The following is a 12,897-nucleotide window of genomic DNA, read 5'->3' on the forward strand; positions in this document are numbered from 1 at the left end:
GAAGATGTCCAGGTCAGACAAGCCGGGCGTTTATGTCGAGCTGGGCAAGCATCTAATGTGTAGGGGTAACCAGTCCTCACGCGATTTGTCTCCGAGGCTTTCTCCCAGCGGTCAGCCATCCCACGGGGTCAGGCAGGTTGCCTCGACCCTGTCCCATGCGCGAGCTTGTGCGGCGCCAGTGCGCTTTTGGGCCGCAAGAACATGGCGCACCAAGTGACCTGAGGCGGCATGCGCGTGATTTGATCAGGAGGTCATTTGGGGAGAAGTGGGGCAGGCCTTCCCACTTCACCCACCCGCCCTGGTGAGCTTTGTCATTCGCAGTCCCTGCCTGATGAGTTCTGACCCGCCTTGAAGGTGAGTACACTGCCTGCCATGGATGCCCACCGCTTGCGCCCCCTCGTTGAAGCGTTCGTCTGGCCTTTAATCTTCTTCAACACCTGCGATGACAACACCCTGGATCCTGATGTGGCCGTCCAACAGATGGAACAGATCGGTGCGATCCTGCAGCCCCTCGATCCAGAGCTGAAGGCCCTTGTCATGCACATTATTCACGAGATCGCTCAGGACGAAACACAACCGGACGTTCGAGCCTGTCTCCAGGAGCTTCCTGACGGGCTCGGCTGGCTGGCTGGGGATGAGCCTCTTGAGACCCCCTGAGAGCGCACAGTCTCGCCAGCGTTGCAGGTGGTGCAGGAGCGGAGGAGGAAGGTAGTGCATCTGTATGTGCCAAGAAAGAGCCCGCAGTCGATTGCGGGTCTTGCTTTTGCGTCTGGTTGCTCTTTCAGGGAAGGTTAAGAGCGTTCGTCATCCTCCACACTGAAAGGAAAGGGTTCGCCAGTCGCTTCTGCCCAGACGGACCGGAGTAAAGAGGTACTCCGGGATCTCTGCCTCCTCTGGAGACAGATCGAAGCGGCACCAGTACTCAATGGTGGGGTGATGAAGCTCAAAATCCCTCAGGAGAATCGGGCGTAGCCTATCCCGAAACATCAGATTTTCTTGGTCGTCACTGTGTAAGTGATCTTCGTACGAGTAAAGAATCAGCTCCATGACGGCGTAGCGCTCATCGTCGCTCCACAGTTCTTGCTCGTAGGCGTCTAAGAACTCCTCGATCCGCTTGCCATCAGAGACCTCAAGCGGCCAGTCTTGATGGGACGGATCATGTTTAAGGTTGAAGCGCCCGTTGATGCGAGCCTCAATCGCTGGTGTAGGGTGGCGAACCATGCGGGCATTCTCTCTCCGCTAGAACTGCCTTGGCCGACACGCCCTAGCAGGACTTTGTCACTCTTCGACCAAAAGTGCTCCTGAGTCTGGCTGCCAAAGGAATGCGTTATAGAGCTCATGCAGTTGCTGAAGGGCGAGGGCGTCATCTTCATATGCTTGGCGGAATCGCACCATCAATCGACCTTCACCGTCGCCGAGCAGGCCCTTCAGCCAACTTCCAAACGCGAACCACTGGGTTTGCCTCTGGCAATGTCCGACGTGATATCCCTCAATGAACGCGATAATCTCGTCGTACGAGCTATGGGCCGTATACAGGTATGGACGTTCCAGAACACACTGCACGAAGTCGATTAGGCGCAGCTTGACAGGCGGATCAGTCATTGAAATCCATTCTGACAAAGTCCTACTAAGGCCAAGGATAGATCTCTGGTGGGACATGATCATCAAAGTCCTCGTCTTCGGCAAGAGCAATTCCCGCTGCTGTGAGGTCCGCCCCGAGGGTCCAACCTAACCTCGAGAATTCATTTTCGGCAATGGTGATGTAGCCTCTTACTTCAAGTTCTCTCAGGCAAAGTACCACCGGATGAGCGTCGTACTCTTCGGACAGGCTGGTATCTAGCTCAAATGCGGGTCCATTCCTATCCCCTCTCCGCCATACCTTCACTATCCACTTCAAGTTTAATAAAGCGAGATCGGATAGGTTCTCCAAGTCAGCACTCATAGCAATTCACCCTTCAGCTTATACCACCCAATGCGCCTCCTATTGGTACTCCGTTGACTCGCTCCAATGCCTGCTGAAACACACAGTTCTCTGCAAGTTAACTTGCCTGGCTGCCATGATGAATACAGTCTTCTCTCGTCTGCGACACTCAGTCAATGGAGTACCAGTAATGGTAGTCCATTGACTTCTCGGAAGAAGAGGCCTTACACAGGGTTTTCGGCCATTCAGATGGTGGATATGCTTGCGTGCTGGACATCTTTTCGCTTGAGAGTCGACGAACTACCAATAAGCGGAATGATATCGGGTGGCGAACTCAGCCGGTGGGACATAGCCGAGACTGGAGTGCAGCCGTTCTTCGTTGTACAGCTGACCGATGAAATGGTTGATGTGGCGCTGTGCGTCGTCGAAGTCGAGATAATCCTGTAGATCAACTTCCTCCGTTTTCAGGGTTTTGTAAAAGCTTTCCATCCGGGCGTTGTCGTAGGGATTGCCCTTTCTGGATATGCTCGGAAGCAGACCGGCCTCCCGAAGCCGATCAACGTACACGCGACTCGCGTACCCGGTGGATTCAAGCGGTCATCGCAACAGCAGCGTCAAGTCCGTGTAGCGCGTGTTCAAAGCAGGGTGTATTCTGCTCCTGAACAAACTTCATCCCATGTTCGGTTGGCTTGCCGGATAGCTTCTAGCGGATTAAGATATTCTATCCTGGAGTGCAAAATTAATATAGATCGTTTGTTAGATAATAATGACCTCAATGAAATAGCTAAGGCGCTTTCTGACAACACGCTATCTACTAACGATAAAAATTATGGACTCACTTCTGCGGTAGTTCAAGAAAACGTAGAATTAGTTAAACTTTTCTTAGACTATGCGGCGAACCCAAATACGCGTACAGACAACCCTTATGGCCCTCCGGCTATGTTAAAGGTTGCCGAAAGCTTAAATTACGAAATGCTGGAGTTGATTTTAGAATATGGAGGGGATCCAAACTGCAATTTTGAGGGTGGCGCGAGACCTTTATTCGTTATTATAGAAACTTTAATCGAGAATGGTGCAGAAGGGGATACAAGGATGTTGGAATTGTTAATAGATAGGGGTGCTGATTTGCATTATAAATGGAAGGAACTTGGCAACATAACTCCAATAGGTCTATTGACTCCTGTACAACTGACCTCTCTAGGGATCAAAAGTGCCTCTCTAGGGGTCAAAAGTAGCCAGAAGTCGCTGGAATGACGGCCTAGACGTACTCTTTTTCTTGCGTCAACTCGACAGTGCGATCTGGAGGGCATCAAGGCCTATCAATCGTGAAATCCTGGAACAGCATCACGCTGTAGGTAAAGTCGTGGCCGCACTATTGATGCCGGGAGAAATTGGAGTTACCTTCAGTTCAAGGCGGCACGCTGGGACACGTCCAGCACAACACCTGACTTGATCCCATGACTCAGATTTACACCAGTATCAATTAAGGGGCGATCTTGGACTTCTCGTGTAGGAGGACCTTCGATTCGACGGAGGTGCCGCCCCCTTCCAGGTATTCGCACTGGTACTCACCTCTGTACACAGTCTGACCTTGATTTCGCAGGGTGAGCTCAAACCGTTCACCTGTTTCTGTGCGTTCGAGGGTTCTATATAATTCTTGATCGTACTTGATTCTTATAATTTTTGCATTGCTCAAAGAGACTGTATCCTGACAGGCAGTCATTGTATTACTTGACGACAAGCGTTCACTTTTACAGGCAGATATGGTGTGAACTAATAAGAATAATACAATAACTGTTTGTCTATGGTGCATACACGGGTTCCTTATTTTCTTGGTTTGGTAGGTTGCTATGAGTTCGCATTAGCCCATTAATGCCTGCTCTATTTCTTATCCGCTCCAGTGGAAGTGAAGGTTCGGAGTGGTAGAGCCCTCACCAAGAAATTGCCGAACATCGGAAGCGAGTTGAACCAACGGTTCAACTCCGGGCTGCAGGCTTGCCTCTCAGAAGTTGTGCTGTGCCGGGCCCGGAACCTTTCGTCATCTCGACTGGCCCCGAGGAGCGCTTGCTCCCTGCTTCCTTCCCTTTCTCTGTTTCCTGTGTTGAAAGGACTTTCCTGCAAAAACAACATCTTCTGTTGACCCTCAGTGATCAGAAGTTATTAGGGTAGGGAGATGGAACCAGTGAGGTACTGGCGTTGGCCGTAGCTAAGGTGGTTCCAGTAAAAATACAATTGTAGCGATTCCGGGTTTGAACTTGACCCAGATGTCGCGTCACCATGAGTCCCTCCAACGTCCAGGCCCGTTCTCCTTGGCTGGGTCCTCTCACCACTACATTTTCCATGTCTGGGCCAGACTGCTTAATCACCTTGGACACCATCAGCTCTGCTGTTGCCTGGCAGTACCCGATGACGTCCTGCCGAGTCACAGCTCGGTGCCGATGAGCAGCCTGCGTACTGATCTGTCCTGTCCGCTCCGTACATCCGGTCATCATAGTGACCAGACTGACTGCAAAGAGTAGGGACAGGACTACCCGTCGTTTCATCACTTTCGAACGTGAGCAACGCTGACACGCTCTGGTGAAGACTGACCGAACAGGATCGAGGCTGTCCCGGAGACGGTTGCCTTACGCGTTGACTTGCGATTTGCGCTCATAGCAGACCCCTGGATGTGGCTGAAGAATTCAAGATCACGGAAGTAGAGCCGTCGGAATTGTAGGAGTGAAGTGGGGGTCGCCGTTTATATGCCACAATTCGCCATAATAAACTCGGAGGAGGCACGATTATATGCACGACATTGCTGATTTGGTAAGCGAACTCCCTCCACCACGAACCCCGGTCAACGCTCCTTCCGATGCTGAAGTTGAGAAAGTTGAAGAAAAATATGGAATCAAATTCCCAGACGATTTCAAAGATTTTATGAAAGTTTACGGCTCTGGCATCATCTATGACACCTTTATTATCTTTAATGTTGGTAGTCCCGATTATGTTTCCGAAATCGACTTATCCAGCGGCTTCTATATAAATCATGCAAATAACTGGCCTAAAGAATACCATCTAAAACTTTGGCCCCAAGCTCCAGGTATATTTCCTATGGGTCGATCTACTCAAGGACATACTTTGTTTTGGCTTGTAACAGTGAGCGGGGAAATTAGCGGCTTTGTCATTTTTGATCCGAAAAGCCCAACATATATGTACTACGAGTACCTTTTTACAATATTCATAAGTCACTGTATTTCAGGTGACTTTTCTTATATACACGGGGGATTTCCCTCATCATCTGAACCTTTTAAACCTGTTGGGTAAAACCCATGTACTGTCGGAAATCCTCACTGGTCCATCCGCCGTCGTCGTGCCGGCGATCATCACACCCACTGATGCCGAATTTGACTGATAGTCAGCTCATGCCCTTGGGCAACGGATCTTTTTTGATCTCACGCTTGCCCAGCACAATTTTCCTGTTCCAGTCAGTCTGCGCCTCTTTCTCCCCCGAGACTGGACGGGTGATCTGCAGCGGATGAAAGCTGCTGGTGTTCCTGAGGAACACCAGCAAACGCAGAGCAAGTGGGCCGTTGCCTTGGAGGAACTTGATCGTCTTCGGCCACAGTTGAATTTCGGTCTGGTGCTTGCAGATGCGGGTTACGGGGCCACTGCCGCTTTCAGGCAAGCCCTCAGCGAACGTCAACTTCAATGGTCTGTCGGCATTCACTCGACGCAGAAGGTGTATCCCGCCGATGTTCAACTCCTGCCCAGCGTTAAACCGGTTCATGGACGGCGTTCCAAGTACCCGACACCGTCTCAACCACGTCAGACTGTCCGAGAGACATTGGCAAACGCGGTTTGGCATCAGGTGGTGTGGCGGCAAGGAACGAAAGCTCCGCTCTCTGGACGATTCGCTGCTCAATACGTGTGCCTTGCGGATGGCACAGAATATCGGCAAGGGCAACACCTCCCAGGTCAAGCCGCCTGGATCATCGGAGAAGAAAGGCGTGGTGGTGAGCGAAAGTACTCCGCCTGCAACCTTCCTCCCGAGACATCGTTTGAGCACCTCGTTGAGGTGACCAAGCGGCGTTGGGCTTGCGAATTGACCCATCGGGAATTGAAACAGGAGGTGGGTCTAGATCATTTCGAGGGGCGTTCATGGCGTGGTCTACATCATCATGCACAGCTGTGCATGATGGCTCTGCTCTTTCTCCAGTGGTTGCGACTCAGCCAACCGGATGACCTGAGAGGCGACTCTGTGCCTGCAATTCGAGAGGAACTGGCAGGAGCAGTCCTGCTAGTTCGCTGCATAACCTGCTGTTCCTGTACTGGTCTTTTCAGCGGCCCCTGAGTTTTCCCGAAGTACAGTTATGGGCCGTCCCGATCTCACTGTACTGCCGCTTCCCACCGCTGTCACCCTGTTGAGCTGTTGGATCGCGCCTCAGATTCCGGCAAAACTCCTGCACGCACACGAAAAAATCTCCGATGCCGACTTGGTGGCAGTGGCGTTGCTTCAGAAGCTGCATCAGGCCCCTTATTTCAGCCGCTGGTAGAGTCTGCTCAAACTCAACCACTTCGCACACTATCCCTCCGAACCACGCGGCCCATCTCAACGCTTAGAGGCCAACTGAACAGATCAATCCCTGAACGAGAACTCCTGTTCCGACTCTCGTGCGTCCCCGTCTTGGGCCGGGTGCTGGCAGCGGTCTAGCCTAGCCCTCGAGAGGACTGGTGGAATCGGCCTGTTCTTCCTGGTCAAGGGCGGGAATGGCCAAGGCAGCCAGCAGGAATGCCGCGACCGCAGTCGCGGTCATGGCCCAGAGGTTACCAGTAAAGAGCAGGAGCAACGTCACCACGCTTAGGGCGCAGGCGCCGCCCATTAACACAGCGGGGAGCACGTTCATGGCCTCAGTGTGGGGCTTGACTGCAGAAACAGCCCTTCAGTCGGCCTCAAGAATATGGGGGTGGGGGAGGCCGGGGGCAGCTCTTGAGACGAACTTTTCACTCCTGAGGTCAAAGGGTTCAGCAGGTCTGACGAGGACTGATCTAGGGCGTGTCGGCCAAGGGTTAACGTTGGAGGCCTGTACGGCCCTCAAGGGCACGCGTCATGTCAAACGGGAGACCATCCACCGGGTTACGTCGAAGGTGGACCAATGCTCCCCATCGGTTGAAAAGAACGTGATCTGAAGGCCACTCTCAAAGTTCAGGGAGAGGGCAGGCGCTCGGTTCCGCTGCCCATAGAACCATCCACTTAGCATTTCTCCTCGAATATTGAGTTCTCGGCCCAGATCGCGCAGAGACCAAAACATCTGATCCTCAGGGACGGCCCAGGCTTCAGGAGCCTTCTCCCAGCGCTGCATGTACAGCATTGGGCCATCGACAAACAGCCGCCACCACTGATCGTTCACCAAGACGAACACTTGATGTGGGGAGTACAGCTCGTCGTGGGTCTGGTAGTTCTGCCCAATAAGTTGTTGAAGGACTTGCCCCCCGAACTCGGGTTTCTCCCCTTGAAAAATCAGATCATAGTCGTACGTGCTCATGCCTTAGTTTGATGCCAGAGACGAGAAATAGAGCTCCTCACAACCTTAGGTTCAGGACTTGGCCGACAGACCCTAGTGGCTGGGCTCAGCTCAGCTTGCTGAGCTTTCTCCTTGGAGACGGGCATGCATGGGGCTATCGCCTGTCGGCATCCTAACCAAGACGTGGTTCCTGTGTCCCCCTTCGATGTCTCGCCGTTGTTGCGTGGTTTGATGCTGTGCTGCGAGCGGCGCGGCTTCTGTTGCCCGGTCGATCTGGCGGCATATCAACCCCACCTTACGCGGCGCGGGTCAGCGACTGAGATCGGCTGCGGTGGGAAGGAAGCGCCGATTCTCCAAGCCAAGCCCTGGCCTTGGCGCTGTTGAATGCATTGATGGCTCAACAGTGACGGCGGCTGAGCATTGCGGAGTTGTGGAATCGCCCGCACCGAGAGAGGCACGAGAAACTTGGACTTGCGCCTCTGCTATTCAACCCTCTGGTGCAGGACTCAACCACCGCGCCACTTGACAGGATCTGGCCGGAGGTGGCCCTTAGGGCAGTCGACCTGGGCGTGCTGTTAAGAACCCAGGGAAGGCTGCCAGGCAGCAGCGGAAGAGAGTCCAAGGCCAACCACGCCTACACTTCCGCTCAGCAGGCTCCACCACCGCTCGTGGTCGCCCATGGGACGGGCCAGGAGAGCACCATGAACTCCGTCTGGCTCGTCCTGAGGTAGTAAATGATCTTTCCGGTCCTGCGTCAGACGCTGTGCCCCCCGTTGTTCCCCCAGCGGAGTGGGATACTGGCGAATGCTGAGCTTCTTCCGTGGCGTGCTGCTCGCTTTCCTGCTCAGCCCCTCTTGGGCGGCCGCTGAGGTGACCTTCTTCAATTTTGATCCGCCTTCTTGGGATGCGCTGCTCGAGATTCAAGATCAAGTCCCTGGATTCGCCGGTTTCGCCGGATGGTGTCCAGACCGCAGTGTCATGCTCGGCACGGTCTTTCCCACACTCGCCCAGGCGACCCAGGAGGCCGCCGAACGCAGCCCCCTGCTCGGCCCATTCCTCAAAAGCTTCAAGTCGTGTTCTCAAGTCGTCACCCGTCAGTACAGTGTCCGCACCCTCGTTGGGGTGGCGCGGCAGGTCTTGGCCGCCAACCCGAAGGCCACAGTGTACGTCGATACAGGCCTGAACCGCGTGGTGTACACCTCCCCCTTGACCACCGTGAAAGCGGCTTGGACACCTTTCCTGGTGGATGAGCGGGAGGATCCCGCCTACAGTCTCCAGCTGGTGCTGACACCGACCGCGCCGTCCGGCCTGAGCGTCACGCTGATCAATCTCCTCAACCGCCCGATCAGCGTGACCTTGGGCAGTGGGATAGGGGCGGTCACCGTGTACCAAGGTGACCGGCGGGTCAAGCCACCGTCGGACGGGGTTGAGGCTGACGCCTCTGGAGCGATACCGCTCTACGTGCCCGAGCGAGGTCGATTGACTCTTCCAGTGGTGGTGGACGTCCCGCTCGACTCACTGAAGCCCGGCCCCTACCGCCTGTCGCTGATGTGGGATTGGCAGCCCAGCAGCGACGACCTCGAGCTCCTCTATGAACGCAAATGACTTTGGGGGATGAACCAAGGCCGGGGCTGGCGTCTCCCGGACGAGCCGCACCCCTGATCTTGGCTATCGGTGAGGGTGGATTTGCTCCCCATGTGAGGGTATTTGCAATGTTGATGGCGGCTCTAGGTCTCACCGAAGGGGCAGTTGCTCGGCGACTCTTGAAGGAAAGCGTGTGATGGGTCGGTTCGTGGCCGGACTACTTATCGTGGCCGGTCTGGGATTCGTGGGCTGGGCTGGGCTGGATTACACGCTCCAGGGGTACACCACAGCTCCGCTCGGTGGCATCGGGCCGGGCATCGCCCTGATCGTGACCGGCCTGATCGTGTTCCTATTGCAGCGGTCAAGTGGAACAGGTGACGGTTAGGGCAGAAACACCCTTCGGCTTTGCCCTGGGAGCGTTCAGTTCATGAGCTTAAGCTTGAATGTTAGCCTGGCTTTCCCACCCGCTGGCACGTTTACCCCACGGTTCAGGACGATCTGCCCGGTCTGAATCGCCTGGCCATCCACGGAGACGTTGCGCCCATCCAGCTGCTCCCGAACATTGACCTGTATGGCTGTCGTTTTTGTACTCACGAAGCTGTACAGCACCTGATAAGTACTGCTCAGCACCTGGCCTTTCGCATCTTTTTCTAACCCAGTGCGTGTGACGGTCTTCTGGTACCGGAGTTCAGCATCCGTCCCCAGATTCAAGTCAACCGACTTGCCTGCCTGGACCGCAGGAAGCTGCACGCTGCCCACCAGCAAGCCGCTTTCACGCACATCCACCAGCCCCGTGGGGAGAGACTGCGAAGAGGTGAACTTGTACTGGCGACTCGCCTGCCCGGACCGGTTCTGCGTGTCAAAGTACGACTGAACACTGGCGTAGCGGATGAAGTCCTTGACCTGCGGCTTCAAGAAAGGCAGGGTCCGGCTTTCACCTCGGCCCAGTGTGAGGCCGCCCGGCAGGGCGTAGCGTTGCAGACCACGCACCTCGCCCAGACTGCGAACGAGACCAGCATTGCCAGGGATAGCAGGCAACGCGAACGCTCCGCCCGCAGCATTCGCTGACGAGACGTTGCCGGGGGTGGTCATGATCGGCATAGGGGACGACTGGTTCTGCTGCTGTTGCTCCACGTTGCCGCCAAACAGGTCAACCTTTCCTGCCGTAAACACCTGATCACTCTGGTTGGTGATGTGCGCCAGCGCCGCCAGATGTGCCACTGTGCCGTTCAGTGTCAGTTCATACCGCGGTCTCCAGAACAACGCCTGTGTGCGGTACAGCAGGGTGGAGCTGTTCGCTGTATTCATGTTGTCCAGCCGCAGGGTCACGCCGCCTTGCATCGGGGGCTTCTCGCTAAAAGCTAAATCACTGCGCTGAGCATTGATGTATTCGCCAGTGCTCAACTGAATGAGCAGGTCGTCAGCCCGTTCTAGAGTGGCCTGCACAGCTTGACCAGACGGGGTCCAAGTGATGCGTTTGCCTTCCTGAGTGCGCAGCCAGTCGAGTTCGGCCGGTTGCCAGGAGATGGCTACGGGCGTTTGGCCACTGACTGAGAAGCTGCTGGGTTGAATCCAGCGCCACTGAGCAAAGGGGAAGGTGATGGTCGGGCTGGCGGGTTGCTGCACCTCTGTAAACGAGGGGTAGATACGGAGGTCAGCAGCGAAAGCAGTGGAAGGGACGAGCAAGAGCAGCAGGGCAAAAGAGTTCCGGTTCATAGTTCACCTCATGGAGAAGTTGGAGAGCTGCAGGTTGACAGATCCGCCTGACAGCGTTCTGTTGTCTGCCGCTCCCTGCCGTTGTCCCCACGCTCCGTCAATGGATCACGTCCCATCTCCCTCGCAAGCCTGTGCACACCTGAAAAGATCTCCGATGCAGAACTCACCTATTGGTGCGACCTTTAACAGCTCAGGGAGTGCTCAGGTGCAGCCAGTCCAGACGGTTGCCGTCTTGGATGAGCAGGCGGCCATCCGGAGCGAATTTCGTCTGGGGGCGAAAGGCAGAGTGACCGCAGCCGATCAGGCGTTCGTAGCCGCCCCGCAACTGGGCGGGCGTGTTCAGGAGCTTGCCGGTGCTCAGGTCAGCCAACCGGTACCCGTACAGCTGGCCGCCGCACCCATCCCCACTGGTCTCGGCCAGGAGGACGGTGCGCCCATCAAAGGCACTCAGGCCCCAGCCCGCGTACATATCTGTAGGGTGCTCGACAGGCACCCGCAATACAGCACCCTGCGTTCCGCTTTGGGCCTCCACACGCGAGAACACATTGACCCGCGGCACGGGGCCAAGTTCTTCCGGATTCAGGGTCTGCGCCGTCATCCCAAACTGCGCCAGAAAACGCCCATCGGGAGAAGGGAGCGCAGCGATCCTGCTGCTGTGCCAAGGGGTCTGCCAGAGGGGGTTCCCGGTGCGTTCGGCCACCGTCCAGCGTTCGCGGTAATTGCTCTGCGGGCCATCCTTACGGTCCTCTTTGACCAGCAGCACCGAGGTCACGGGAAACTGCGTCCCGGCGGGCAGTGGGAAGACGCTGCCGTCCATTCGCCAGGCGCTGGTCAGGGTGGGCCCATTGAAGACATCTTGCTCGACACTCAGCACCTGACCGTCTGGGCTGAAGGCCAAGCGCTGTATCCGGCCTGCGGCCTGCCAGGCGTGCAGCACTTGTCCACTACTGCTGTGGAGGCGCAGGGTTCGTCCAAAGGCAGAGGCGAACCGTTGCCCATCGGTGCTGGCCGCCACCAGGTCGGCGCGGCCCCGGTAGAGCGTCTTGAGGCTGCCTGGTTGATGCAGAGCGATGCGGCCCGCTCCGGCCCCGCCCTGCACGGCCAGCAGCGCTCGCCCACCACTCAGCGGCGCGGTATCCAGCACGGCTTCACCCAGCGAGCGGACGTAGGTGCCGTCCTTGATCTGGCGCACTTCCGGCACACTGCCGTCCCGGATGGTCACGAAGAGCTGGCCGTCCGGTGAGGGGAACGCCCCGCGCAGCCCCACCAGCGGGCCCAGGCTCCAGACGGGCGGCGCTCCCGGCGAGTAGAGCGCCAGTTGCTGACCGAACAGCGCCCCACCACTGCCGTACTCATTGCCCGCGTTGAACACGTTGGAGGCCACCAGCACGTGCCCGCCCACCCAGTCGAGTGTGGCCCCCGCGTAGAGCGGCGGGCCTGTTAAGGTGACCTGCTGTGCCTTGACCTGACCTGCCTCATTCCGCGTCCAGGTGAGGAGGAGGCCCTGACCACCGAAGATGGAGACGTCTCTCTCTCCCCGCAGGGCCAGCAGCGCGGCCCGCTGACCGTCGTCACTCAGCGCCAGGGCCGTGCTGGATCGGCCACCGTCTGGGTTCAGACTCAGGCCCGTCGGGAGGGGAAACTGTTCCACTTGGTTGCCGCGTTGCCACTGCAGTGCGCCGCCTTCCACCCAGACCCGTGTCTGCGCGTCCAGCGTGCAGGCCATCCTTGTCCTGAGGGTGCTTGAACATCCGGGCTGCGCCGTGAGCTGACCAGTCTCGAGCTTGAGCCGGTAGGCCAGGGTGGCCAGCTGATTTCCCTGTTCCCCGCGGGCCAGCACAGGCAGTCCGGCGGCGTTTGCCGCGCCGGACAGGTTCAATCCTGGGTTGGTGAGGGCCGATGGAACCCTCACCGGCTGGGTGCCTTGCAGCCGTCCATCCGCGACTTGCCAGCGTTTCAGCAGGCGGGTGGTATCGAGCGTGAACACTGTGAGGCTGTCGGTTGACCATGCGGCGCCGCCGGCCAATTCTCCGAATGGCCCGTCCCCACGGCCAAAGCTGCCAGCGGCGTGGCCAGGAATGGGTGTGGTGGACAGGGTGCTCAGGCCACTGGCAGACGGCAGCAGCAAAGCGGTCAGTAACGTGGGGATGAGGCGCATGGCTCTTAAGATTATCC

The 12,897-nt window shown here is 56.7% G+C and carries 14 protein-coding genes and 1 pseudogene; 7 read left to right on the forward strand and 8 right to left on the reverse strand.

All coding sequences use genetic code 11. From position 1 onward, the window contains the following. Positions 1-372 precede the first annotated feature (372 nt). Positions 373-657, forward strand: coding sequence for a hypothetical protein (locus tag M1R55_RS30540; RefSeq protein ID WP_249396838.1), 285 nt, complete (start codon positions 373-375; stop codon positions 655-657). A 147-nt stretch (positions 658-804) separates the two neighbouring features. Here M1R55_RS30540 and M1R55_RS30545 read toward each other — a convergent pair whose 3' ends face one another. From M1R55_RS30545 to M1R55_RS30560, 4 genes are all read right to left on the reverse strand, one after another. After that, complete coding sequence (locus tag M1R55_RS30545) at positions 805-1,221, reverse strand: hypothetical protein (protein ID WP_249396839.1); 417 nt, start codon at positions 1,219-1,221, stop codon at positions 805-807. Positions 1,222-1,278: 57 nt separating this feature from the next. Then, entirely contained in the window at positions 1,279-1,602 is a 324-nt protein-coding gene (locus tag M1R55_RS30550; RefSeq protein ID WP_249396840.1) for a hypothetical protein, read from the reverse strand. A gap of 25 nt (positions 1,603-1,627) precedes the next feature. After that, the gene (locus M1R55_RS30555) at positions 1,628-1,942 is read right to left on the reverse strand and encodes a hypothetical protein (protein WP_249396841.1); all 315 of its coding nucleotides are present in this window, start codon (positions 1,940-1,942) and stop codon (positions 1,628-1,630) included. A 279-nt stretch (positions 1,943-2,221) separates the two neighbouring features. Next, complete coding sequence (locus tag M1R55_RS30560; RefSeq protein ID WP_249396842.1) at positions 2,222-2,488, reverse strand: integrase core domain-containing protein; 267 nt, start codon at positions 2,486-2,488, stop codon at positions 2,222-2,224. 186 nt (positions 2,489-2,674) lie between these two features. Here M1R55_RS30560 and M1R55_RS30565 point away from each other — a divergent pair, with 186 nt between their 5' ends. The 4 genes and pseudogenes from M1R55_RS30565 to M1R55_RS30580 form a co-directional block, all read left to right on the forward strand. Next, positions 2,675-3,175 (forward strand): hypothetical protein, encoded by a 501-nt coding sequence (locus M1R55_RS30565; RefSeq protein ID WP_249396843.1) that lies wholly within the window; start codon positions 2,675-2,677, stop codon positions 3,173-3,175. A gap of 1,530 nt (positions 3,176-4,705) precedes the next feature. Next, complete coding sequence (locus M1R55_RS30570; RefSeq protein WP_249396844.1) at positions 4,706-5,224, forward strand: SMI1/KNR4 family protein; 519 nt, start codon at positions 4,706-4,708, stop codon at positions 5,222-5,224. Positions 5,225-5,390: 166 nt separating this feature from the next. After that, positions 5,391-6,251 carry an IS701 family transposase gene (locus M1R55_RS32580; protein WP_371827354.1) on the forward strand — a complete coding sequence of 287 codons (861 nt, stop codon included), beginning with the start codon at positions 5,391-5,393 and terminating at the stop codon, positions 6,249-6,251. A gap of 19 nt (positions 6,252-6,270) precedes the next feature. Then, positions 6,271-6,450, forward strand: a pseudogene (locus tag M1R55_RS30580) (IS982 family transposase); the annotation flags it as partial. A 162-nt stretch (positions 6,451-6,612) separates the two neighbouring features. Here M1R55_RS30580 and M1R55_RS30585 read toward each other — a convergent pair. Continuing rightward, positions 6,613-6,804: a hypothetical protein gene (locus M1R55_RS30585; RefSeq protein ID WP_249396846.1), complete on the reverse strand. Its 192-nt coding sequence runs from the start codon at positions 6,802-6,804 to the stop codon at positions 6,613-6,615. A 201-nt stretch (positions 6,805-7,005) separates the two neighbouring features. Then, complete coding sequence (locus M1R55_RS30590) at positions 7,006-7,443, reverse strand: hypothetical protein (protein ID WP_249396847.1); 438 nt, start codon at positions 7,441-7,443, stop codon at positions 7,006-7,008. 783 nt (positions 7,444-8,226) lie between these two features. On the opposite strand from M1R55_RS30590, the gene M1R55_RS30595 reads away from it, so the two are divergent. Together M1R55_RS30595 and M1R55_RS30600 are read left to right on the forward strand one after the other, a co-directional pair. After that, positions 8,227-9,027, forward strand: coding sequence for a hypothetical protein (locus tag M1R55_RS30595; RefSeq protein ID WP_249396683.1), 801 nt, complete (start codon positions 8,227-8,229; stop codon positions 9,025-9,027). A 175-nt stretch (positions 9,028-9,202) separates the two neighbouring features. Then, complete coding sequence (locus M1R55_RS30600) at positions 9,203-9,391, forward strand: hypothetical protein (RefSeq protein ID WP_249396684.1); 189 nt, start codon at positions 9,203-9,205, stop codon at positions 9,389-9,391. A gap of 35 nt (positions 9,392-9,426) precedes the next feature. Here M1R55_RS30600 and M1R55_RS30605 read toward each other — a convergent pair whose 3' ends face one another. Then, complete coding sequence (locus tag M1R55_RS30605; RefSeq protein ID WP_249396685.1) at positions 9,427-10,722, reverse strand: hypothetical protein; 1,296 nt, start codon at positions 10,720-10,722, stop codon at positions 9,427-9,429. 190 nt (positions 10,723-10,912) lie between these two features. After that, positions 10,913-12,880 (reverse strand): hypothetical protein, encoded by a 1,968-nt coding sequence (locus M1R55_RS30610; protein WP_249396686.1) that lies wholly within the window; start codon positions 12,878-12,880, stop codon positions 10,913-10,915. Positions 12,881-12,897 lie beyond the last annotated feature (17 nt).

This window comes from Deinococcus sp. QL22 (assembly GCF_023370075.1).
Classification (GTDB): domain Bacteria; phylum Deinococcota; class Deinococci; order Deinococcales; family Deinococcaceae; genus Deinococcus.

Excerpts from the sequence above, each read along its gene's own strand:
- M1R55_RS30540 (WP_249396838.1), top strand. The coding sequence starts at position 373 with ATGGATGCCCACCGCTTGCGCCCCCTCGTTGAAGCGTTCGTCTGGCCT.
- M1R55_RS30545 (WP_249396839.1), bottom strand. The coding sequence starts at position 1,221 with ATGGTTCGCCACCCTACACCAGCGATTGAGGCTCGCATCAACGGGCGC.
- M1R55_RS30550 (WP_249396840.1), bottom strand. The coding sequence starts at position 1,602 with ATGACTGATCCGCCTGTCAAGCTGCGCCTAATCGACTTCGTGCAGTGT.
- M1R55_RS30555 (WP_249396841.1), bottom strand. The coding sequence starts at position 1,942 with ATGAGTGCTGACTTGGAGAACCTATCCGATCTCGCTTTATTAAACTTG.
- M1R55_RS30570 (WP_249396844.1), top strand. The coding sequence starts at position 4,706 with ATGCACGACATTGCTGATTTGGTAAGCGAACTCCCTCCACCACGAACC.
- M1R55_RS30585 (WP_249396846.1), bottom strand. The coding sequence starts at position 6,804 with ATGAACGTGCTCCCCGCTGTGTTAATGGGCGGCGCCTGCGCCCTAAGC.
- M1R55_RS30590 (WP_249396847.1), bottom strand. The coding sequence starts at position 7,443 with ATGAGCACGTACGACTATGATCTGATTTTTCAAGGGGAGAAACCCGAG.
- M1R55_RS30595 (WP_249396683.1), top strand. The coding sequence starts at position 8,227 with ATGCTGAGCTTCTTCCGTGGCGTGCTGCTCGCTTTCCTGCTCAGCCCC.
- M1R55_RS30600 (WP_249396684.1), top strand. The coding sequence starts at position 9,203 with ATGGGTCGGTTCGTGGCCGGACTACTTATCGTGGCCGGTCTGGGATTC.
- M1R55_RS30605 (WP_249396685.1), bottom strand. The coding sequence starts at position 10,722 with ATGAACCGGAACTCTTTTGCCCTGCTGCTCTTGCTCGTCCCTTCCACT.
- M1R55_RS30610 (WP_249396686.1), bottom strand. The coding sequence starts at position 12,880 with ATGCGCCTCATCCCCACGTTACTGACCGCTTTGCTGCTGCCGTCTGCC.